The sequence below is a fragment of the Dyella sp. 05T440 genome, from assembly GCF_056395965.1.
Genome location: NZ_JBFTKN010000005.1, coordinates 299660 through 319301 on the forward strand (window position 1 = coordinate 299660; position 19642 = coordinate 319301).

Consider the following 19642-nt stretch of genomic DNA (forward strand, 5'->3'; position numbering starts at 1 on the left):
ACGATTCGGGCGCGCCACCGCCCGGTCAAGATCAGCTGTGATATTTCACTCATCCCGGAGAGTTCCATGCCCAGCAATGTGTCGCTCCATATGATCACCACCGGCAACGAGCTGCCGGGTTATCGCATCGTGCGCCCGATGGGCATCGTGCGCGGCATCACCGTGCGTTCGCGCAGCGTGGTAGGCAATCTCGGCGCCGCCTTGCAGACCCTGGTGGGCGGCAATATCACCATCTACACGGAACTGTGCGAGAAGGCGCGCGAAGAAGCCTTCGAGCTGATGATGCGCCATGCGGCGGAGCGCGGTGCCAATGCCGTGATCGGCATGCGCTACGACGCCAACGACGTGGCCGAAGGCGTGACCGAAGTGCTGGCCTACGGTACGGCGGTGGTGGTCGAGCCGGTCGCCTGATCAGCTGTGGTTGAGCGCGATGACGTGGCGGTCATCGTCGTATTCCACCGAGGTGTCGGCCTGTTCCTTCAAGGTGGCGAGCGCGTGGCGGCTCAATCGTTCGTAATGGGCGAGAAAACGCAGCATGGTGTCGGCGTCCATCGCCAGCGGCGCATGGCGCGCCAATAGGTCTTCTTCCTGTTGGCTGCGCCAGCGGCGCACGATTTCCCAGTTGGGCGCCTGCAGCACGATCAAGGCATCGAGTTTGCGCCAGAGAGGCTGGTAGGCGCGCAGCTGCTTGTTGACCCAGTGGCGCCAGATGCCTTCGGGGTCTTCGTCGCGTTCCAGCGAGTTCACGGGCTCTTCCAGCGCGGCCTGCAGTTGCGGACGCAGGCCGAGCGCCCAGCCTTCAAGGATCACCAGCTTGGGCGGTCGGATCACCTTGGGCCACTTCGACGGCGGCACACGAGTGTCGCGACCCTTGTCAAAGCGCGGGTAACTCACCGGCAATTTGTCAGAAGCCTGCGGCAATGCGGCCAGCACCGACAGCAACAGCTCGATTTCATGGGTGCCCGGCACGCCGCGGGTGCGCAGCAGCGGGTGGATCTGGTGAGCAAGGACTTCACGTTCGCTTCGCGAATAATAGAAGTCGTCCAGCGACAGCACCTCGCAAGGCCAGCCGCGGGTCTCGGCCTGTGCCTTCATCTCCCGCGCCAGCGTGCTCTTGCCGCTGCCTTGTAGGCCGGAAAGCCCCAGTACGTAGGGGCGGCGGGCGCGGGCAATGCGTCCGGCGTATTGGTCGAGCAGGTGCCCGGCCAGGGTTGAATTCTGCGTGCTAGCATCTGGAGACATGCCAGCCATGATGGCGCGCGCGAGCCACGATTCAAGACCCCCATGCTGAAACCTGAAATTCTCGACACTTTCGTGCAACTGCTGGACGAGGCCTCGGCGACGGGAGAGTCCGAGCCGACGGCCATGAGTCTGGCCACCGTCGATGCGGCCGGGCGGGTGAGTTCGCGCATCGTCTTGCTCAAGGGCGCGGACGAGCGCGGGTTCCGCTTCTACACCAATTACGAAAGCGACAAGGGCAGCCAGCTCGAGGCGCATGCCCAGGTGGCGCTGTGCTTCCACTGGAAGCAGCTGCGCAACGCCGTGCAGGTGCGGGTGGAAGGCGTGGCGCGCAAAGTGCAGCCGGAAGAATCGGATGCGTACTTCGCCACGCGTGCACGCGAGAGCCAGCTCGGCGCCTGGGCGTCGCTGCAGTCGCAGACGCTGCCTGATCGCGAAACATTCGAGCAGCGCTACGCGCGCTACGAACACGAATTCGAAGGCCGTCCGGTGACGCGTCCGCCGCATTGGGGCGGATACGTGGTGGAGCCGGACATGGTGGAGTTCTGGTACGGCGCCGACTACCGGTTGCACGAGCGCGTGCGCTGGAGTCGTCACGGCCAGACCTGGACGAGCCGTCTGCTGTACCCCTAAACCCGACCAAGGCTATCCGCATGCGTGCAGCGCCCGCCGATCACGTCGCCCAGAATGGTTTTGTCGTGCACACCCGCGGGCGCGGCTTCACCGACATCAGCGACAAGGTGAGTGATGTCGTATCCGCCAGCGGCGTGCACACGGGCATTGCCCATGTTTTCAGCCTGCATACCAGCTGTTCGCTGCTGGTCAGCGAAAACGCCGACCCGGCCGTACGCGAGGATCTGGAACGCTGGTTTTCGCGCGCCGTGCCCGATGGCGACGCCATCTTCCAGCATGACGAGGAAGGTCCGGACGACATGCCGTCACACGTGCGTGCCATTCTCACCGGCGTCAGCCTGATGGTGCCGGTGCACGCCGGGAAACTGCAGCTCGGGACCTGGCAGGGCATTTATCTATGGGAACACCGCCGCGATCCGCATCAGCGCAAGATCACGGTGACCGTGTTGGGGCATTGAAAGCGTGACTGAAATTCGCAGCAACACCGACCACTATCCGCAGCGCATCGTCTGCCTCACCGAAGAACCCACCGAAGTGCTTTACGCGCTCGGCGAGGAACATCGCATCGTCGGCATTTCCGGCTTCACCGTGCGGCCGCCGCGGGCGCGCAAGGAGAAGCCCAAGGTGTCGGCCTTCACCAGCGCGAAGATCGACGAGATCCTCAGGCTCGAGCCCGATTTCGTGGTTGGGTTTTCCGATATCCAGGCCGATATCGCGCGCGAGTTGATCAAAGCCGGCGTGGAGGTGTGGATCAGCAATCATCGCAGCGTCGATGGCATCCTCGCCTATATCCGGCGCCTGGGGGCGATGGTGGGCGCGTTCGACAAGGCAGAGGCCTACGCGCGCAAGGCCGAGCAACAGATCGAGCGCATCCAAGCTGCAGCAGCTCAGTTCGCACGGCGTCCAAAGGTCTACTTCGAGGAGTGGGACGATCCGTTGATCACCGGCATCCAGTGGGTAGCGGAGCTGGTCCGCATCGCTGGCGGTGAGGATGTGTTTCCGCAGATGTCGGGCGAGTCCCTGGCCAAGCATCGCATCCTGGCCGATCCGCAGGAGGTCGTGCGCGCGGCGCCGGACATCATCCTGGGGTCATGGTGCGGGAAGCGCTTTCGCCCGGAGAAGGTGGCGGCGCGCGATGGCTGGGACGCGATTCCGGCCGTGCAGCATGGTGATCTTTATGAGATCAAGTCACCGATCATTTTGCAGCCGGGTCCGGCGGCGCTGTTCGATGGGCTTGAGGCCATGCATGGGATTTTTGCGGAGTGGGACAGAAAGCAAAGCAGCTGACTTGCTTTCAGGGGCGCATCCGGAGGCCGCAAAAACACTGTGGGAGCGCACCCTGTGCGCGACAAGCCGACGGAGCGATACGCCGAAGCGTGACTGTCGCGCACAGGGTGCGCTCCCACAGGCCCAGCGATCCCTCTCCCGGAAGGAAAAGGGATCAAAAAGGCATTACCAGATCTTCACCCGCTGATTTTCCGGCCGCCACATCGGCTGGCCCTGCTTCACGTCGAACGCCTCATAGAAATCCGGCACATTCGACAGCGGACCATTCACGCGCCACTTGGCCGGTGCATGCACGTCGGAGAGCAGACCGGTGCGCAGCTGTTCCTGGCGTTCCTGCGACAACCAACCCAGGGCATAGCCGAGGAAGAAGCGCTGCATCGGCGTGTAGCCGGCGATCTTTTCGCCCTTCTTGTATTGCTCGGTCTTCTTGAACGCATCGATGCCGATCATGATGCCGCCGAAGTCGGCGATGTTTTCGCCGAGGCTGGCTTCGCCGTTGATGTGCAGGCCGGGCAGCGGTTCGTAGGCATTGAACTGCTTGACCATCACGTCGGCGCGCTGCTTGAAGCGAGTGGCGTCTTCCTTGGTCCACCAGTCCACCAGGTTGCCCTTGGCGTCGTACTGGCGGCCTTCGTCGTCGAAGCCGTGGGTGATTTCGTGGCCGATGGTGGAGGCGGCGACGTAGCCGTAGACGACCGCATCATCGATCTGGTTGTCGGCGAAACCCGGGATCATGAACTGCGCGGCGGGCAGCACGATCTCGTTGTTGGAAGGGTTGTAGTAGGCGTTGTACGTCTGCGGGGTCATCTCCCACTCGTTGCGGTCCACCGGCTTGCCGAACTTGCTGATCATGTCTTCGGCTTGCCAGCGCGTGGCATTCATCATGTTCTGCGCGTACGAGGTGCGGCCGATGGTGAGCTTGGAATAATCCTTCCACTTGTCCGGATAGCCCACCTTCTTGGTGATCGCCGCCAGTTTTTCGTGCGCCTTGGCCTTGGTGGCGGGGCTCATCCAGTCAAGCTGGTCGATGCGCTCGCCGTAGGCGGTACGGATGGCTTCCACCATCGTGTTGTAGCGCTGCTTCGAGGCCTCGGAGAAATAGTCCTTCACATAGATGCGGCCAAGGATCATGCCGAGCGCATTGTTCTCGGCGCGCAAGGCGCGCTTCCAGCGCGGCTTCTGCTGCGCCTGGCCCTTGAGCGTGCGGCCGTAGAAGTCGAAGTGTTCGTTGTCGAAATCCGCGCTGAGGTAACTGGCGTATGCGTCCACCAGGCGCGCGCGCATGTAGTCGCGCAAGATGGGCGTGGGCGTCTTGGACAGCAGGGCCTGCATGCCGCTGAAGAATTCTGGCTGACCGACGATCACCGTGCTGGCCGGCAGCTTCCATCCGGCCAGGCGCGTGTTCCATGCAATGGCGGGCGTGTATTTGGCCGTGACTTCGGCCGGCGCCATCTTGTTGTAGTTCTTCTCGGGATCGCGCAGATCGGCGAGCGGGCGCGATACCTTGGCCAGCGCGGTTTCCAGCGCCATCACCTGCTTGGCGCTGTTGGCAGCCTCGGCGTCGCTCTTGCCCAGCATGCGGAAGGTGCGGTGCAGGTGTTCCACATACGCGGTGCGTACCTTGGCGACACCTTTTTCCTGGTTGAAGTAATAGTCGCGCTCCGGCAGGCCAAGACCGCCTTGCCACAGGTGCACGGCCATCACGTCGCTCTGCTTTTCATCCTGCTGCACGGAGAAGTCGAAGAACGGCCCCACGCCCAGCAGCTGCAGGGCGAACGCTTCGTCGAGGGCGGAATTCACATCGTGCACGGCATCGATGCGCGCCAGTTCGTCCTTCAGCGGGGTGATGCCGAGCTGGTCGGCCAGCGCCTGGTCCATCGCGATGGTCCAGAAATCGCCGATTTTCTGCTCGTCGCTGCCGGGGGCGGCGCTCTTGTTGGCGGCGGCGTCCTCGCTGATCTTGCGCAGTTTGGCGTAGAGCTCGTCCTGCACCACCTGGCCGATGCCCCACTGCGATTCCTCGGGCGGGATCGGATGGGCCTTGAGCCATGCGCCGTTGGCGAATTCGAAGAAGTCGTCGCCGGGCTTGACCGAAGTGTCGATGTGATCGGCGACCACGTCGGGCTTGGTCGTCGTCGGTGCTGCGGTGGAGCTGGCGGCATACGCGCTGCCGACCGAGGCGGCGGCAAGGGCCAGCACCAGCAGGCGGCGGCGCAGGTTGGGCAGGGTCGCTTTCATGCGGTGCATTCTCCAGGAGAGAGGTTTGACATGACGATGAGTGTCCCAGGGCGCGCTGGCCGGCGATAAACGCCGGCAATCGTTGCGCCAAGGAGGTGGAAGAGGTTCAGAGGCCCAGCGCCAGGCGCGCGCCGAGATCGGTCAGCGGCGATACCAGCAACAGGCGCGCGAGGATCAGCACGATCATCACCACCCACGGCGCGAAATCCAGGCCGCCCGCGGTGAGCTTGCCGCGCAACGGGCGCAGCAGCGGCGCCACCAGGCTGCCGGCCAGCCGATAGACCGGATGGTAGGACTCCACCTGGAACAAGCTCATCAGCGACCAGATGAAGATCAGCACCACGTAGAACATGGCGATGAAATCCAGCGTGTCGGCAATCGACAGCACCAGCAGCCCCAGCACATGAGGGAACAGGCCCAGCAAGGCGAACAGCACGATGCGCTTGATCAGCATCAGCAGCCACACGATCAGCAAGGCGGCCACATTGAGGCGGCGCCAGTTCGGCAGCAGGCGACGGATCGGCGCCAGCACCGGGTTGGTGGTGCGGTAGACAAACTGGCTCAGCGGATTGTGGAAGTCCACGCGGCTGGCTTCGGCCAGCAGGCGCAGCACGAACAGCGCGGCGGCGGCACCGAAGGCCAGTTCGACCAGGAAGGAGAGGGCGTTGACTAGGTAACTCACGAGGCATTGTCCAGGGCAGCGGCCAGCTCGGCGCCACGGCGCGTGGCGGCAGCCACGGCGTGGGCGACGGCTTGGGCGAAGTGATCGGCGGCGAGGCTTTCGAGGGCGGCCTGGGTGGTGCCGTTGGGCGAGGTCACCCGCTGGCGCAGCACGCCGGGGTCTTCGCCGCTCTCCACCAGCATGCGGCCGGCACCAAGGCAGGTTTGCGCGGCCAGCGCACGTGCGGTTTCACGTGACATGCCCTGGGCAAACGCGGCGTGCTCAAGCGCCTCGACCATGGCGAAGAAATAGGCCGGACCGGAGCCGGACACCGCGGTGACGGTATCCATCAGCGATTCGTCCTCGACCCAGCGGGTGAGGCCTACGGCATCCATGATGTGTTGCGCCTTGGCGCGCTGTTCCGGGCTGGTGCGCCGGTTGGCGAACAGGCCGGTGGCGCCCGCACCGATCAGCGAGGGCGTGTTGGGCATGCAGCGCACGATCGGCAGGGCGTGGCCGAACCAGCGTTCGAGCTGGTCGATGCGCACGCCTGCCGCAATGGAGATCAGCATGGGGCGCTGGCGCACCAGGGTGTCCAGCAGCTCGGCATGGATGGCCGGCATGATCTGCGGTTTCACCGCCAGCACGAGCACATCGGCGTCCGCGGCGGCGAGGCGGTTCTCGGCATAGCTGGCGATGCCGAACTCGCGGCCCAGCTCCTGGCGCGCGTCGGCGCGGGGCTCGGCCACGGTGATCGATGAGGCGGCCACGCCGGTCTTGAGCAGGCCGCCGATCAGGCTGCGCGCCATGTTGCCGCCGCCGATGAAAGCGATACGTGTCATGCAGGGTCCTCACTAATGGGTCCGTACCTTACCGGAGCCCGGGGCCGCGCGTCCTGTGGCGGAAGTGCCCTCTGGACGGGCCTAAGCACAGCAACTTCCAACCTGGTCCGCAGTTTGCGGCTTACGGCCAAAGGAAAGACTGGTGGCGCGGCCCGCGCGGCGAGTAGTATCGGCCAGCAGCTTGGGAACGGGGAACGGACCTGTCGCACGGCTCGGCGCCTATGCGCCGCGTTGCCGCGTCTGGGGAAAACCGCCTCCCGCCCGGGCGTTTGCCATCCAGATGATTGGGTTCAAGGGGAAACCAGATGGATATCGCCGAACTGCTTGCCTTCTCGGTGAAGAACAAGGCCTCGGACTTGCACTTGTCCGCCGGCCTGCCGCCGATGATCCGCGTGGACGGCGACGTTCGCCGCATCAATATCCCCGCGCTCGAGCACAAGCAGGTCCACTCGCTGATCTACGACATCATGTCGGACAAGCAGCGCCGCGACTACGAAGAATTCCTCGAGGTCGACTTCTCCTTCGAGATACCCGGCCTGGCGCGCTTCCGCGTCAATGCGTTCAACCAGAACCGCGGCGCGGGTGCGGTGTTCCGTACCATTCCGTCCGAAGTGCTCACGCTGGAAGACCTGGCCGCGCCCGGCGTGTTCCGCGAGCTGATCGAGCAGCCGCAGGGATTGATCCTGGTGACTGGCCCGACCGGTTCGGGCAAGTCCACCACGCTGGCGGCGATGGTCGACCACATCAACAAGAACGAATACGGCCACATCCTCACCATCGAGGATCCGATCGAATTCGTGCACACCTCGCAGAAGTGCCTGATCAACCAGCGCGAAGTGCATCGCGACACGCACGGCTTCAACGAGGCGCTGCGTTCGGCACTGCGCGAAGATCCCGACTATGTGCTGGTGGGCGAGTTGCGCGACCTGGAAACCATCCGGCTGGCGCTGACCGCGGCGGAAACCGGCCACCTGGTGTTCGGCACGCTGCACACCAGCTCGGCCGCCAAGACCATCGACCGCATCATCGACGTGTTCCCCGCCGGCGAAAAGCCGATGGTGCGCTCGATGCTGTCCGAGTCGCTGCGCGCGGTGATCTCGCAGTCGCTGCTGAAGAAGGTGGGCGGCGGTCGTATCGCGGCGCACGAGATCATGGTGGGCATCCCCGCGATCCGTAACCTGATCCGCGAGGACAAGGTGGCGCAGATGTACTCGTCCATCCAGACCGGCCAGCAGCACGGCATGCAGACGCTCGACCAGAACCTGCAAGACCTGGTGAAGCGCGGCTTGGTGACGCGTCAGCAGGCAATTGGTTATGCGCGCAACAAGGACATCTTCAAGGGGTAACTAGGGCAAAGCACATCGGGAACAGTCAAAGCACATTGGGTTACTCCATCCTGCGCGGTTCCTGCTTTTCCCATTCGCTGTTTGCTATTCACGATTTGCGGGGGTTCCCATGAGCGACTTCGATTTTACCTCCTTCCTCAAGTTGATGGTGCACAAGAAGGCCTCCGACTTGTTCATCACGGCCGGCGTGCCGCCGTCAATGAAGGTGCAGGGACGCGTCGTGCCGATCACCCAGAGCCCGCTGTCCGCGCAGCAGTCGCGCGACATGGTGCTGAACGTGATGACGCCCTCGCAGCGCGAAGAGTTCGAAAAGACCCACGAGTGCCAGTTCGCCATCTCGGCGCAGGGCGTGGGTCGTTTCCGCGTGTCGTGCTTCTACCAGCGCAACTGCGTGGGCATGGTGCTGCGTCGCATCGAGTCGAAGATCCCGACCATCGAGGAACTCAGCCTGCCGCCGGTGATCAAGCAGCTGGCGATGACCAAGCGCGGCATCATCATCTTCGTGGGCGGTACCGGTACCGGTAAATCGACCTCGCTGGCTTCGATGATCGGCTACCGCAACGCCAACTCGACCGGTCACATCATCACCATCGAAGACCCGATCGAATACGTGCACAAGCACGAGGGCTGCATCATCACGCAGCGCGAGCTGGGCATCGACACCGACAGCTGGGACAACGCGCTGAAGAACACGCTGCGCCAGGCTCCCGACGTGATCATGATCGGCGAAGTGCGTACGCGTGAAACGATGGAACACGCGATCAACTTCTCCGAAACCGGTCACCTGTGCCTGTGCACGCTGCATGCGAACAACGCCAACCAGGCGATGGACCGCATCCTGCACTTCTTCCCCGAAGACCGTCGCTCCCAGCTGTTCATGGACTTGTCGCTCAACCTCAAGGGCGTGGTCGCGCAGCAGTTGATCCCCACGCCCGACGGCAAGGCGCGTCGCGTGGCGGTGGAAGTGCTGTTGGGTACGCCCCTGGTGCAGGATTACATCCGCCAGGGCGAGATCCACAAGCTCAAGGAAGTGATGAAGGAGTCCACCAACTTAGGCATGAAGACCTTCGACCAGAGCCTGGTCGAGCTCTATCACGCCGGCGAGATCTCCTACGAGGATGCCCTGCGTCACGCGGACAGTTCCAACGAAGTGCGCCTGCGCATCAAGCTTGCACAAGGCGGCGATGCACACACCTTGTCGCAAGGCCTGGACGGCGTGGAGCTGGAAGAAACCAAGGACTCGCAGAACTTCGGCGGCGGTCTGCTGCACCGCTGAGATCGTCGTAACGATGCAAAAAGAAGGAGCCCAACAGGGCTCCTTCTTCGTTTTGGCGGCCGCTGTGCGGCGCGCAGGGCTTACTTCGCGGTATCGGCGACGGTCAGGCCGCTGGCGTCGACGCTCTTCACGCCCTTCACCTTCTTGGCCACGCCTTCGACCTTGGCCTTTTCGGCCGCGCTGCTGGCAGTGCCGGTGAGCGTCACCACGCCGTCCATCGTGGTCACCGAAATATCAGTGCTCTTGACGTTCTTGGTCGTCGCCAGCTCCGACTTCACCTTGGTGGTGATCCAGGTATCGGCCGTTTTATCGGGCACGGTCTGGTTGTCCGACGACTTCTGCATGGCGTCCTGGGCGGCAACCTGTGCGACAGGCATGGCCGAGAAGGCAGCCACTAGACCAGCGGCGATCAGCGTCTTGCGGAACAGGTTGTTCATGCGCATGGGGAATCTCCTGTGGTGGGGAATCGCTGTCCATAAGACAGACGGTTGCCGCTCGCCGCGGCCTCCGTGACTCCATCCAAACAGTTTGGGTATGAATCAATCATGGCTGGAAGGGGAACCTGTTCAGCACGCGATTACCCATGCCAAGGCGATGTCATGAATGTGTTGGAACGGTGTTGGCGATACTAAGATCGTGGCAGCTGTGATCGAGATCACAATGATCGCGTGAGGAGGCTTGAGCTAGCTTTCTGCGCGCTGACGCAGACGCAAAGGCTCACGAAACGATAAAAAAACCAGTCTGTGAACCACGTCGCCAAATTGAAAATCCGCCTTGTGGAATAGACGGCTATACGGCAGATTTGCGAGCAATAGCACAAACCTGTGCTGGCTTGATTTCGGGGGGAATCATGGCCGAGTTGGAAGTTCGGGTAGTTTCCGAGCGTAGGGAAGGGCTGCTGGTCGAGCTCGGCCGCGTGGTGACGGAGTACGGCCACGTGCTGCTGCGCCAACGCCTGGTCCAGGAAGCACAAGGCGCTTGCCTCACCCTGCTGCTGCGCGGGCCGGATGATCGGCAGCTGGCACTGGAGGAGGCGTTGGGCAGCCATCCGCGCGTACTCAGTTTCGAATCCTTGAGACCGCAACTGGCGCCATTCGACGAGGGCGCCACGGCCAGTGCGACCAAGCCTGCGCCTGTCCCGGCCATGGCTTCCGCCAGTGCAGGCAAACCGGCTCAAATGCAGGAGGCCACATCGATCGCTGCAGGCGCCGACGTCGCGCGCGTCGAGCGCATGCTGCCGAACATGGCGAAGGACTATCCGCGCATCTTTCCCTGGCTGATCAACCTGGAATACGCGGTGGCCGAAGAGGCGCGCGATGCGTCGCTCTATCTCGCCGGCCGGCGTACCGGCAACTGGGTGTTCAAGCGCGATTTCGCGCTGGGCGCCAGATTGAGCCTGCCCGATGCGATACGCCGCATCGCGGTGCCGGCGCTGCGCGTGCTGGTGACCGTCGATCATCAGGAACACCAGTTGCACGTGAAGGCTTGCCCGCTATGCCAGCCGGGCGGAGCGTCGGGCGGGCGGTTCTTCTGCGGATTCATCGAAGGCCTGCTGGCCGAATCGGTGGGCGCACGCGCGGTCTTCGTGCGCGAAACCAGCTGCCACAGCCAAGGCGCGGCCATGTGTGTGTTCGACATATCCCAGTGATCGCCGCCTGCGAAGCATGGCGGTGACCGCAGGGCATCCATAGTCAACCAAGGGGAACTTCATGCAAGACATGCATCAGCATTACAACGGAGTGCTGGTCGGGTTGTCGTATGCCGTATCCGTACTGGGATCGTTCACCGCACTGCAGTTTGCCTTGGGCATACCGCTGGCGCAGAGCCGCCGGCAGCGCTGGGGTGCGATTCTCGCCGCAGGCACGGCCATGGGTGGCGGCGCGATCTGGGCGATGCACTTCATCGCCATGATTGCCTGCAACATGGGCGTGCAGGTGACCTACGATATTCCGCTGACGATCGCCTCGGCACTGCTGGCGATTGTTGCGTGTTCGTTGGGTCTGGCGATCGTCGGTGGCGGCTCGTTTCGCTTCATCAACCTGCTGTTGGCTGGTGTCTTGATGGGGCTGGGCGTGGCGGGCATGCACTATCTGGGCATGGCGGCCATGCTGAGTTCGGCGATCGTGTCCTATGACGGCAGCATCGTGGCGCTGTCGGTGGGCATTGCCATGGTGGCGTCGATGGCGGCGCTGTGGCTGGCCTTCAACCTGCGCGGAAAACTGCAGATGCTGGGCAGCGCGCTGGTGATGGGCGTTGCCGTATGCGGCATGCACTATACGGGCATGTCGGCGATGGAGATGACCCAGGGCGCCACCTTGCCGGCCGGTTTCGAGCAGGGCATGCACGGCGAACACCTGGGCCTGGTGATCTTCGTGGTGGTGGTGATCCTGCTTGCACTGGCCCTGGGCCTGAGCATCGTGCGCCAGCAGCGTCGGGCCGCGCTGTCGATCTGATCGGGCCGACATGGCCAAACAAAACGGGGCGCCTGGGCGCCCCGTTTTGTTTCCATCGCGATGGAGGTATTACTTCAGTTCGGTCTGGCTGGTGATCACGAGTCCAGCGCTTTCCATGTGCAATTCGCCGTTGAGCGACTTGATGCGCGCGGCCTGTGCCTGCATGGATTCGAACTGCGCCTTGGAGCGCTCAGCCGCCGCCTTGGCGCTGGCCTGTGCCTGCGGATCGTCCGACTGCGAAGCTGCGGTGATCTCGGCGATGTGCTCGGCCTTCTGCGCCATGGCTTTCACCCAGGCCTGGTACATGTCGCCGCTCAGGCTGAGTCGGCCCAGGCGACCGGCGTCGCCGCTGGCGGCGTTGAGCAGTTCACCCAGCTTCACGTCTTCGCCCTGGCCCACGGCCAGGGCGAGCGCCTTGGGACCCATCGCGGCCCACACGGGTGCGCCGAGCGGAGCGGTGATTTCGGGCGGCAGCGCCACCGGCTTGCCGTCGGTCGTCAGCTTCACCTGCTGCAGGCCGGAAGCGGCCATCTGCGCCATCGCGAGCAGGCCGGCGGGATTGGAGGTGCCGATCAAAATACGGCCGCTGAACTTCGGCATGGCGTCGTTGCTGCCGGGTTCGAAGCTGTCGAGTGCGACGCGCAGACCGAGCAGATCACCGATCGGCGGCACGGCCGCCTGCTGCGTCATCAGGCCGATCTTGGCGAAGCCCTCGTTGAGCTGGGTCAGCGAGGGGCAGGTGAATGGCTTGGCGGCCACGGCTTCGGCCTGCGCGCCCCAGAAGCTGCGCAGCTGGACGATGGGCACGGCGAGGCTGATGTCGAACGGCGCGGTGCCGGCGGCGCCAAGGCCCGGCAGCTCCACCTTGAGGCCGCTGAAGGCCTTGGTGACGTCGTCCGCCAGGGCCACATCCCAGCGGATGTTCTGGTGCTTTTCGTCGAGCTTGGTGTAGCCAAAGCTCACCGACGGCACGCGCGAGGCAATGCGCACGGCTTCGCTTTCGCACACCGGCGACACCTTCAGCTGGTTGGACACCGGCTCGCCCGTCTTCGCCGATTCGGCCTCGGCGTGCGCCTTGATCAAGGTGTTGAACAACGGGTCCTTGCCGCTGGCTGCGAGCGGCAGCAGGCGGGCCAGATCGACCTGGCCGATGGCCCACGGCTGGTAATCCTTCGCCTTGGCGAGTTTTTCCAGGCGACCGTCGTCCTGCAGATTCTTCTCCGGGCGATCCAGGCCAAAGGCCAGGCGCAGCGTGGCTTCCGGCGCATCGGCGGGCAGGATGGCGGCAACGGCCTGCTTGCCGACCTCGGCCAGCACCACCTGCAACCCGCTATCGGCGGTGACATGCTTGCGATAGCTCAGGCCACCGACGGTAGCCGTGTCGAACGGCTTGCCGTAGGCGGCTTCCAGGCGACCCACGAAGGCATCGAACGCCTTGGGATCAACCAGCTCGAAGCGGGCGACCGGCGAGAGGCCCAGGCCGTACACGACCGAGCGACCCTTGATGTTGAGGCCCGCATTCTGCGCGAACGCCTCGATGCTCTTGCCATCCAGCTCGGCGATCAGTGCCTTCAGCAAGCGGGACAGGTCGGGGTCTTTCTCCGCCATTTCGTCCGCCGCGGAGCGCAGCTGGACCAGTTCCGACGGCAGCTGCGCATCGGCCTGGGCGAGCAGCGCCTTGCGCGTGTCGTCGTCGAGGACGTCGAGGTTGCCCACCACGTACGGCGTATCGGCCGGTACGAAGGCCAGCGGAGCGTCCTTGTCCTTGTGATGGCATGCAGCCAGCAGGACACCGGCGAGGCTTAGCGCGGCTATGCGCGTCGTCGATCGCATGTCTAATCCCTTGAGTGAAGTGGTGTTGCGCCGCGCATTATGCCTGCATTCTTGGCTTATCGCGGTGAGCCACGGCTCTGCCGAGCCGTGGCCGAAGGTCCAGGGTGGGCTTAGCGGCCCAACACCTCGGCAAGCACCGCCATGCGCACGAACACGCCGTTGCCGACCTGTTCGAGGATGCGTGACTGCGGGCCGTCGGCCACTTCGGGGGCGATCTCGATGCCGCGGTTGAGCGGGCCGGGGTGCATCACCAGGGCGGCCTTGGCGGCGCGGGCGAGGCGGCGGTTGTCCAGGCCGTAGCGGAGGAAGTAGGCGGCCTCGTCGGGCAGGTCGGTCACCGCCATGCGCTCTTTCTGCAGGCGCAGCATGATGACTACGTCGGCGCCCTCGATGGCGGCGTCGAAGTCGTCGGTGATCACGCAGCCGGGGAATTCCGACTCATCGGGCATCAGCGCGTTGGGCGAGCACAGGCGGATTTCTTTCACGCCCATCGCCTTGAGCGCATGGACGTCCGAACGCGCCACGCGCGAGTGCTTCACATCGCCGCAGATCACCACGGTGAGCTGCCGGAAATCCGGCCGGTGCTGGCGGATGGTCAGGACATCGAGCAGGCCTTGGGTGGGATGGGCGCGATTGCCGTCGCCCGCATTGATCACCGACACGCCGCTCATGGCATGACGCACCAGTTCCTCCGGCGTGCCGGAGATCTTGTGGCGCACCACGATGGCATCCAGGTGCATCGCCTCCAGCGTATGCAGCGTGTCGAACAGCGCCTCGCCCTTGCTGGTGGAAGAAAAGCCGATATCGAAATTGATGACGTCCGCACTGAGCCGGCGCGCGGCCAGTTCGAACGAGGTGCGCGTGCGCGTGGACGGCTCGAAGAACAGGTTGAGGATGGTGCGGCCCGACAGCAGGTCCAGCTTGCGCGTGCCGTGTGCGCAGCCTTCGCGCATGGACTCGGCGCGATCGAGCAGGCGCTCGATGGTCTCGCGGGGCAGGTGTTCCAGGGTGGTGAGGTGGCGCAGGCGAGAGCTCATGGCGGGCGGAAGTCCGTGCTTAAGGTCCGGTGGTGTCGGGAGTAGCCAGCCAGCGCTCAAGAATGACCGCGGCGGCTTCGGCATCGATCGTGGCAGCATCGCGCTTTTTCTTCAGGCCCGCAGCACGCGCGCTGGCGAAGCGCTGCGCGGCTTCCTGCGAACTGTAGCGCTCATCGGTGAGCTGCACCGGCAGGTTGTAACGCTGGCTGAGCTTGTCGGCAAAGCGGCGGGCGCCCTTGCTGGCGGGCTGCTCCTCGCCATCAAGGCCGAGCGGCAGGCCGACCACCAGGGTGTCGGGCAGCCATTCCTTGCGCAAGCTGTCGAGCGTCGACCAGTCGGGCTCGCCCTCCCGCACCGCAATGGCGGCCAGCCCACGCGCGCTTCCGGTAAATCGATTGCCGACGGCCACGCCGATCAAACGACTGCCGTAGTCGAAACCAAACACACAGCTCATGCGTGTCCCGCGTAACCTGGCAACTGCAACGGGTCGACCCCGACCAGGCCTGCGGCAGCGCTCCAGCGCTCTTCGAGCGGCGTATGGAAGATCACGCGCTCGCTCGCTTCGACGGTCAGCCAGGTGTTGTCCTTCAGTTCCTGCTCCAGCTGACCCGCGCTCCAGCCGGCATAACCCAGCGCCATCATGGCCAGGCGTGGACCTTCACCATGGGCCATGGCGACCAGGATGTCGCGCGAGGTCGTCACCGACCATTCGTCGTTGATGCGATAGCTCGATTCCCAATGACCGGGCTCGCGATGGAGCACGAAACCACGCTCCTGCTGCACCGGGCCACCGATCAGCACGGGCGCGTCGGCAAGTTCGAGGTCGCTGCATTCGAGTTTCATCTGGGTCAGCACATCGCCCAGGCGGTATTCGGAGAGCTGGTTCACCAGCAGTCCGACGGCACCGTCTTCATCGTGCTGGCAGATGAAGGCGACGCCGCGCGAAAACGGCGGCTCAGCCAGACTGGGCATGGCGATCAGGAACTGACCGGCGAGAGACTGCGGGCTGGATAGTGGGGAAGCCATGGCCGCATTGTATGCCCTGAATGCGCCGGGCGTCCGCAGCCATCTGCGGGCCCTTTAGGTGACACGTTCACCCGCTCCTCACTCAGCGGCTGTGCAGCGTGTCGTTGGGCATGAACTGCCAGGTGCGCGTGATGTTGAGCTCGTCGATGCGCTCTTTGTCCGCCGGCAGCGAGGGAAACGGCGCGGCGAGGCGCACGATGCGTTGTGCGGCGGCGTCGAGCAGCGGCTGGCCCGAGCTTTGCACGACCTCGATGCCCTTCACCGAGCCATCGCGATTGAGCGTCACCGTCAGCAGCACGTCGCCGTGCAGGCCGCGTCGACGCGCCTCGTTGGGATAGTTGATATTGCCCACGCGCTCCACCCGGTCCACCCAGCCGCGCATGTAAGCGGCGTAAGCGTATTCCTTGGTGTTGGACGAGATGAATTTCTTCTTGGGCCGCTTGGCGTATTGCTCGCTGCGATCGCGCACTTCGGCGGCCAGCTGGGCCATTTCCTGGCGCCGCTTGATGTCCGACGGCGACTCGGGAAGGTCCTGCGGCGTCTGCTCGAGCTTGGCGCTGTTGGTGCTGACGCTGTAGTGGCTGTTGCCCGTGGTGGTGAGCAATTTGTCGTCGGTCGCTTCCTGCGGGCGCGGTGCGCTCGCTTCGATCGGTTGCGGCGCCACCCCTTGCGAGGGACGGGGCAGGGCGCCGGACACCAGCTGCGACGGGCGCGCGGCCTTGTCGCTCTCGCCGCCGCCGCTGTTGTTGGCCTGGGCCAGGAAGTCGGCCTTGTCCGGCGCTTCGCGATTGGCCACGTCGACCAGGGTCACGTCCAGGGTCGGCAGGCTGGGCTTGGCCTTCACATAGGTGAAGGTGATGCCCAGGATCACCACGCCGTGCAGCAATAGCGAGAAAAGCATCGTGGCGCCGAACATGTCGGCGCCGGTGCGGACAGCAGGTTGGCTCACGCGGCGCGGGTCTCGAGTCGGTTTCGCTCAATCACATCGAAGAGCTGGCCGGCAATATTAAGCCCGAATTGTGCGTCCAGTTCGCGCACACACGTCGGTGATGTGACGTTGATCTCGGTGAGGTAGTCGCCGATCACGTCCAGGCCCACGAACAGCAGGCCGCGGCGGCGCAGTTCCGGCGCCACCTGGGACACGATCCAGCGGTCGCGGTCAGACAGCGGCACGCCCACGCCACGGCCGCCGGCGGCCAGGTTGCCGCGGAAGTCGCTGCCCTGAGGGATGCGCGCCAGCGCGTACGGCACCGGTTCGCCGTCGACGACGAGGATGCGCTTGTCGCCCGAGGTGATTTCCGGGATGAATTTCTGCGCCATGGTGAACTGCTTGTGCTCGCCCTTGGGGCCGGCGGCGATCAGCGTTTCCAGCATGGAGTTCAAGTTGCTGTCGCCGGCCTTCACGCGGAAGATCCCGCGCCCGCCCATGCCGTCAAGCGGCTTGAGCACGATTTCGCCGTGCGCGGCGGAGAAGGCGCGCAGCTCGGCGGCGTCGCGGGTCACCAGGGTGGGAGCCATGCACTGCGGGAAGTGCATCGCAAAAAGTTTCTCGTTGCAGTCGCGCAGCGCCTGCGGGCGGTTGACCACGGTCACCCCGGCGCGCTCGGCCAGCTCGGCCACCATGGTGTCGTAGATGAACTGTGGATCCACCGGCGGATCCTTGCGCATCAACACCACGTCCATCTCGCGCAGGTCCCGCCATTGCGGCTCGCCGAGCATGAACCAGCCGCTCGCATCGTCGCGCACGGATATCGGCGCCAGGCGCGCCCAGGGCTCGCCGCTGCGTGCGGACAGGTCGCCCTGTTCCATGTAAAACAGGCTGTGGCCACGGCGCTGGGCCTCCAGCAGCATGGCAAACGTGGTGTCCTTGGCGATCTTGATCGAGCCGATCGAGTCCATCAGCACGGCGACCTTGAGGGTCATCGTCATTCTCCGGTAGTAGTGCTTGTTCACCATTCGCGACCGGCGTGCCGGCCGAGCGAAAGCATGGCAGTGTATGTCGTCCGAGGCGGAGATTGCGTTGATCGATCCAACGATCAAGTGGTCCGCCAAAGGCGCAGGAAAGTCCGGATTGTCCCCGAAGGGAAACATTGCCGACCGGCCCCTCGGTCGGCTCCCAAGGCAGGCAAACCGTTCGATTCAATGACGTAGCCCGCTTAACTTAAGAAATCAGCTTGACGTTAGGTCAGGCAGGCGGTAAACAGCTACGCACGAGTGCCTGCCGGCTGAATGGTTGCCGTACGTCCTCACGGATGTGCGGGTTTGTATCTCAAACATGGGACCGCTAGCCCACCGGTTGGCGGTCGCAGGATTTACCTGAGCCAGGGGCGGGTCGCAGGGGGGTGTTGTGAACTTGAACATAAGTGGAAATGGCTTGGCCGGCCTCAAGGTCATGGTTATCGACGACTCGAAAACCATCCGTCGAACCGCCGAAACCTTGCTCAAGAAAGAAGGTTGCGACGTGCTTACGGCGGTGGACGGTTTCGAGGCGCTTGCCAAGATCTCCGACCAGAAGCCCGCGATCATCTTCGTCGACATCATGATGCCGCGACTTGACGGCTATCAGACGTGCGCGCTGATCAAAAACAACCCGCAGTTCCGCGGCACGCCCGTGATCATGCTCAGCTCGAAGGACGGCCTGTTCGACAAGGCACGCGGGCGCATCGTGGGCGCGGAACAATATCTGACCAAGCCGTTCACGCGCGATGAACTGCTGGGTGCAATCCATCGACATGTCGTTACGGTTTAAGTCGGACGACTACAGGGTCTGAGGGGGGCCTGTGGCCAATATTCTCATCATCGACGATTCACCGACCGACGTGCGCGTGTTCACCACGCTGCTCGAACGTGCGGGCTATCAGGTTGATTCCATCGGCAACGCCGAAGACGGCATCGAGCGCGTACGCGAGCAGAAACCGGATCTGGTCATTATGGACGTCATCATGCCCGGCATGAATGGCTTCCAGGCCACCCGCACGCTCACGCGAGATCCGATGACCTCCAATATCCCGATCGTGATGATCACCACCAAGTCCATGGAGACCGACCGGGTCTGGGGGCTGCGCCAGGGTGCGCGTGCCTTCATCACCAAGCCGGTCAACGAGAAGGACCTGCTGGCATGCATCAACGATCTGCTACCCAACGCCGCGTGAGGCAAGCATGAGCCAGACCGCCTCGCTCTCGCCGTTCGAAATCCTTGCCCGGTATGAGCGTCTTTCGCTGGCGCATGCCTCCGGCACGCAGGAAAGCCTGGAGGCCCCCGGTCTCTGGCGCGGCATCGGCTATCGCGCAGGCAGTCGTCTATTCGTCAGCGGCATCGACGAGATCAGCGAACTGCTGGCGGTGCCCTCGCTGACCCCGGTGCCGGGCACGCAGCCCTGGCTGATGGGCGTGGCGAACGTGCGCGGCAATCTCGTGCCGGTGATCGATCTGGCGCGTTTCCTGTTTGGCGAACGCACGCTGTCCACCGAACGCACGCGATTGCTCGTCGTGCGCCAGGGTGCAGGCAGCGTGGCGCTGATGGTGGATGAAGTCTTCGGGCAGCGTACCGTCGACTCCGAGCAGCGTCGTCAGGCCGAGCAGGAAGACGACCCGCGTTTGGCACGTTTCGTGGATGATCGTGTAGGCGATTCGCGACTGGCTGTGTTCAGTATGGGCAAGCTGGTTCGTGCGCCGGACTTCCGTCAGGCTGCGGCCTGACGCGCAAGCGTTGAACGACAAGTAGGACCGGCGCTGCTCAAGGCCGGAATCAGGGCGATGATCCGACGCCTT

The 19642-nt window shown here is 64.1% G+C and carries 22 protein-coding genes; 11 read left to right on the top strand and 11 right to left on the bottom strand.

The features are described from left to right. The first annotated feature begins 66 nt into the window (after nucleotides 1-66). Nucleotides 67-411: a YbjQ family protein gene (locus AC1DE1_RS08225; protein ID WP_046970402.1), complete on the top strand. Its 345-nt coding sequence runs from the start codon at nucleotides 67-69 to the stop codon at nucleotides 409-411. Here AC1DE1_RS08225 and AC1DE1_RS08230 read toward each other — a convergent pair whose 3' ends face one another. Next, a complete protein-coding gene (locus AC1DE1_RS08230) occupies nucleotides 412-1242 on the bottom strand; it encodes a kinase (protein ID WP_441602497.1) in 831 nt (276 codons plus the stop codon). A gap of 42 nt (nucleotides 1243-1284) precedes the next feature. Here AC1DE1_RS08230 and pdxH point away from each other — a divergent pair, with 42 nt between their 5' ends. From pdxH to AC1DE1_RS08245, 3 genes are read left to right on the top strand one after another with little or no spacing between them, the layout of a single operon-like run. After that, nucleotides 1285-1872, top strand: a complete 588-nt coding sequence (gene pdxH / locus AC1DE1_RS08235; RefSeq protein WP_477175339.1) for a pyridoxamine 5'-phosphate oxidase — start codon at nucleotides 1285-1287, stop codon at nucleotides 1870-1872. 20 nt (nucleotides 1873-1892) lie between these two features. Further along, the gene (locus AC1DE1_RS08240) at nucleotides 1893-2330 is read left to right on the top strand and encodes a secondary thiamine-phosphate synthase enzyme YjbQ (RefSeq protein ID WP_441602499.1); all 438 of its coding nucleotides are present in this window, start codon (nucleotides 1893-1895) and stop codon (nucleotides 2328-2330) included. A 4-nt stretch (nucleotides 2331-2334) separates the two neighbouring features. Then, complete coding sequence (locus AC1DE1_RS08245; protein ID WP_477175340.1) at nucleotides 2335-3159, top strand: cobalamin-binding protein; 825 nt, start codon at nucleotides 2335-2337, stop codon at nucleotides 3157-3159. A 165-nt stretch (nucleotides 3160-3324) separates the two neighbouring features. Here the strand turns inward: AC1DE1_RS08245 and AC1DE1_RS08250 are convergent, their stop codons facing one another. The 3 genes from AC1DE1_RS08250 to proC all read right to left on the bottom strand — a co-directional run bounded on the left by AC1DE1_RS08250 (nucleotide 3325) and on the right by proC (nucleotide 6900). Beyond that, the gene (locus AC1DE1_RS08250; protein WP_477175341.1) at nucleotides 3325-5397 is read right to left on the bottom strand and encodes a M13 family metallopeptidase; all 2073 of its coding nucleotides are present in this window, start codon (nucleotides 5395-5397) and stop codon (nucleotides 3325-3327) included. Nucleotides 5398-5503: 106 nt separating this feature from the next. Beyond that, nucleotides 5504-6079 carry a YggT family protein gene (locus tag AC1DE1_RS08255; RefSeq protein ID WP_477175342.1) on the bottom strand — a complete coding sequence of 192 codons (576 nt, stop codon included), beginning with the start codon at nucleotides 6077-6079 and terminating at the stop codon, nucleotides 5504-5506. Continuing rightward, complete coding sequence (proC, locus tag AC1DE1_RS08260; protein WP_477175343.1) at nucleotides 6076-6900, bottom strand: pyrroline-5-carboxylate reductase; 825 nt, start codon at nucleotides 6898-6900, stop codon at nucleotides 6076-6078. Before proC ends, AC1DE1_RS08255 begins: the two co-directional genes overlap by 4 nt. A 305-nt stretch (nucleotides 6901-7205) precedes the next feature. On the opposite strand from proC, the gene AC1DE1_RS08265 reads away from it, so the two are divergent. Together AC1DE1_RS08265 and AC1DE1_RS08270 are read left to right on the top strand one after the other, a co-directional pair. Then, nucleotides 7206-8246: a type IV pilus twitching motility protein PilT gene (locus AC1DE1_RS08265; protein WP_441602504.1), complete on the top strand. Its 1041-nt coding sequence runs from the start codon at nucleotides 7206-7208 to the stop codon at nucleotides 8244-8246. Between the two features lie 109 nt (nucleotides 8247-8355). Next, a complete protein-coding gene (locus AC1DE1_RS08270; RefSeq protein WP_046970393.1) occupies nucleotides 8356-9522 on the top strand; it encodes a PilT/PilU family type 4a pilus ATPase in 1167 nt (388 codons plus the stop codon). Nucleotides 9523-9602: 80 nt separating this feature from the next. Here AC1DE1_RS08270 and AC1DE1_RS08275 read toward each other — a convergent pair whose 3' ends face one another. Then, nucleotides 9603-9965, bottom strand: coding sequence for a BON domain-containing protein (locus AC1DE1_RS08275; RefSeq protein ID WP_441602505.1), 363 nt, complete (start codon nucleotides 9963-9965; stop codon nucleotides 9603-9605). A gap of 407 nt (nucleotides 9966-10372) precedes the next feature. Here AC1DE1_RS08275 and AC1DE1_RS08280 point away from each other — a divergent pair, with 407 nt between their 5' ends. Further along, nucleotides 10373-11170, top strand: a complete 798-nt coding sequence (locus tag AC1DE1_RS08280) for a hypothetical protein (protein WP_477175344.1) — start codon at nucleotides 10373-10375, stop codon at nucleotides 11168-11170. Nucleotides 11171-11231: 61 nt separating this feature from the next. Further along, the gene (locus AC1DE1_RS08285) at nucleotides 11232-11975 is read left to right on the top strand and encodes an MHYT domain-containing protein (protein WP_477175345.1); all 744 of its coding nucleotides are present in this window, start codon (nucleotides 11232-11234) and stop codon (nucleotides 11973-11975) included. Nucleotides 11976-12044: 69 nt separating this feature from the next. Here the strand turns inward: AC1DE1_RS08285 and AC1DE1_RS08290 are convergent, their stop codons facing one another. From AC1DE1_RS08290 to gshB, 6 genes are all read right to left on the bottom strand, one after another. Next, entirely contained in the window at nucleotides 12045-13808 is a 1764-nt protein-coding gene (locus tag AC1DE1_RS08290; RefSeq protein WP_477175346.1) for a hypothetical protein, read from the bottom strand. Between the two features lie 110 nt (nucleotides 13809-13918). Continuing rightward, nucleotides 13919-14845, bottom strand: coding sequence for an aspartate carbamoyltransferase catalytic subunit (locus AC1DE1_RS08295; protein ID WP_477175347.1), 927 nt, complete (start codon nucleotides 14843-14845; stop codon nucleotides 13919-13921). A gap of 19 nt (nucleotides 14846-14864) precedes the next feature. After that, nucleotides 14865-15299: a Holliday junction resolvase RuvX gene (ruvX, locus tag AC1DE1_RS08300; RefSeq protein ID WP_477175348.1), complete on the bottom strand. Its 435-nt coding sequence runs from the start codon at nucleotides 15297-15299 to the stop codon at nucleotides 14865-14867. Further along, complete coding sequence (locus AC1DE1_RS08305) at nucleotides 15296-15871, bottom strand: YqgE/AlgH family protein (protein ID WP_046970387.1); 576 nt, start codon at nucleotides 15869-15871, stop codon at nucleotides 15296-15298. Before AC1DE1_RS08305 ends, ruvX begins: the two co-directional genes overlap by 4 nt. 82 nt (nucleotides 15872-15953) lie before the next feature. Further along, on the bottom strand, nucleotides 15954-16820 hold the full coding sequence (locus tag AC1DE1_RS08310; protein WP_441602512.1) for an energy transducer TonB: 867 nt from the start codon (nucleotides 16818-16820) through the stop codon (nucleotides 15954-15956). Continuing rightward, nucleotides 16817-17794, bottom strand: a complete 978-nt coding sequence (gshB, locus tag AC1DE1_RS08315) for a glutathione synthase (RefSeq protein WP_477175349.1) — start codon at nucleotides 17792-17794, stop codon at nucleotides 16817-16819. The genes AC1DE1_RS08310 and gshB overlap by 4 nt, the downstream gene beginning before the upstream one ends. 469 nt (nucleotides 17795-18263) lie before the next feature. On the opposite strand from gshB, the gene AC1DE1_RS08320 reads away from it, so the two are divergent. From AC1DE1_RS08320 to AC1DE1_RS08330, 3 genes are read left to right on the top strand one after another with little or no spacing between them, the layout of a single operon-like run. Further along, nucleotides 18264-18620 (top strand): response regulator, encoded by a 357-nt coding sequence (locus AC1DE1_RS08320; protein ID WP_019464684.1) that lies wholly within the window; start codon nucleotides 18264-18266, stop codon nucleotides 18618-18620. A gap of 31 nt (nucleotides 18621-18651) precedes the next feature. Continuing rightward, complete coding sequence (locus AC1DE1_RS08325) at nucleotides 18652-19023, top strand: response regulator (RefSeq protein ID WP_046970385.1); 372 nt, start codon at nucleotides 18652-18654, stop codon at nucleotides 19021-19023. A 7-nt stretch (nucleotides 19024-19030) separates the two neighbouring features. After that, entirely contained in the window at nucleotides 19031-19570 is a 540-nt protein-coding gene (locus AC1DE1_RS08330; RefSeq protein ID WP_477175350.1) for a chemotaxis protein CheW, read from the top strand. The last annotated feature ends 72 nt before the right edge of the window (nucleotides 19571-19642 follow it).

Excerpts from the sequence above, each read along its gene's own strand:
- AC1DE1_RS08225 (WP_046970402.1), top strand. The coding sequence starts at position 67 with ATGCCCAGCAATGTGTCGCTCCATATGATCACCACCGGCAACGAGCTG.
- AC1DE1_RS08230 (WP_441602497.1), bottom strand. The coding sequence starts at position 1,242 with ATGTCTCCAGATGCTAGCACGCAGAATTCAACCCTGGCCGGGCACCTG.
- pdxH (WP_477175339.1), top strand. The coding sequence starts at position 1,285 with ATGCTGAAACCTGAAATTCTCGACACTTTCGTGCAACTGCTGGACGAG.
- AC1DE1_RS08240 (WP_441602499.1), top strand. The coding sequence starts at position 1,893 with ATGCGTGCAGCGCCCGCCGATCACGTCGCCCAGAATGGTTTTGTCGTG.
- AC1DE1_RS08250 (WP_477175341.1), bottom strand. The coding sequence starts at position 5,397 with ATGAAAGCGACCCTGCCCAACCTGCGCCGCCGCCTGCTGGTGCTGGCC.
- proC (WP_477175343.1), bottom strand. The coding sequence starts at position 6,900 with ATGACACGTATCGCTTTCATCGGCGGCGGCAACATGGCGCGCAGCCTG.
- AC1DE1_RS08265 (WP_441602504.1), top strand. The coding sequence starts at position 7,206 with ATGGATATCGCCGAACTGCTTGCCTTCTCGGTGAAGAACAAGGCCTCG.
- AC1DE1_RS08270 (WP_046970393.1), top strand. The coding sequence starts at position 8,356 with ATGAGCGACTTCGATTTTACCTCCTTCCTCAAGTTGATGGTGCACAAG.
- AC1DE1_RS08275 (WP_441602505.1), bottom strand. The coding sequence starts at position 9,965 with ATGCGCATGAACAACCTGTTCCGCAAGACGCTGATCGCCGCTGGTCTA.
- AC1DE1_RS08280 (WP_477175344.1), top strand. The coding sequence starts at position 10,373 with ATGGCCGAGTTGGAAGTTCGGGTAGTTTCCGAGCGTAGGGAAGGGCTG.
- AC1DE1_RS08285 (WP_477175345.1), top strand. The coding sequence starts at position 11,232 with ATGCAAGACATGCATCAGCATTACAACGGAGTGCTGGTCGGGTTGTCG.
- AC1DE1_RS08290 (WP_477175346.1), bottom strand. The coding sequence starts at position 13,808 with ATGCGATCGACGACGCGCATAGCCGCGCTAAGCCTCGCCGGTGTCCTG.
- AC1DE1_RS08295 (WP_477175347.1), bottom strand. The coding sequence starts at position 14,845 with ATGAGCTCTCGCCTGCGCCACCTCACCACCCTGGAACACCTGCCCCGC.
- ruvX (WP_477175348.1), bottom strand. The coding sequence starts at position 15,299 with ATGAGCTGTGTGTTTGGTTTCGACTACGGCAGTCGTTTGATCGGCGTG.
- AC1DE1_RS08305 (WP_046970387.1), bottom strand. The coding sequence starts at position 15,871 with ATGGCTTCCCCACTATCCAGCCCGCAGTCTCTCGCCGGTCAGTTCCTG.
- gshB (WP_477175349.1), bottom strand. The coding sequence starts at position 17,794 with ATGACCCTCAAGGTCGCCGTGCTGATGGACTCGATCGGCTCGATCAAG.
- AC1DE1_RS08320 (WP_019464684.1), top strand. The coding sequence starts at position 18,264 with ATGGTTATCGACGACTCGAAAACCATCCGTCGAACCGCCGAAACCTTG.
- AC1DE1_RS08330 (WP_477175350.1), top strand. The coding sequence starts at position 19,031 with ATGAGCCAGACCGCCTCGCTCTCGCCGTTCGAAATCCTTGCCCGGTAT.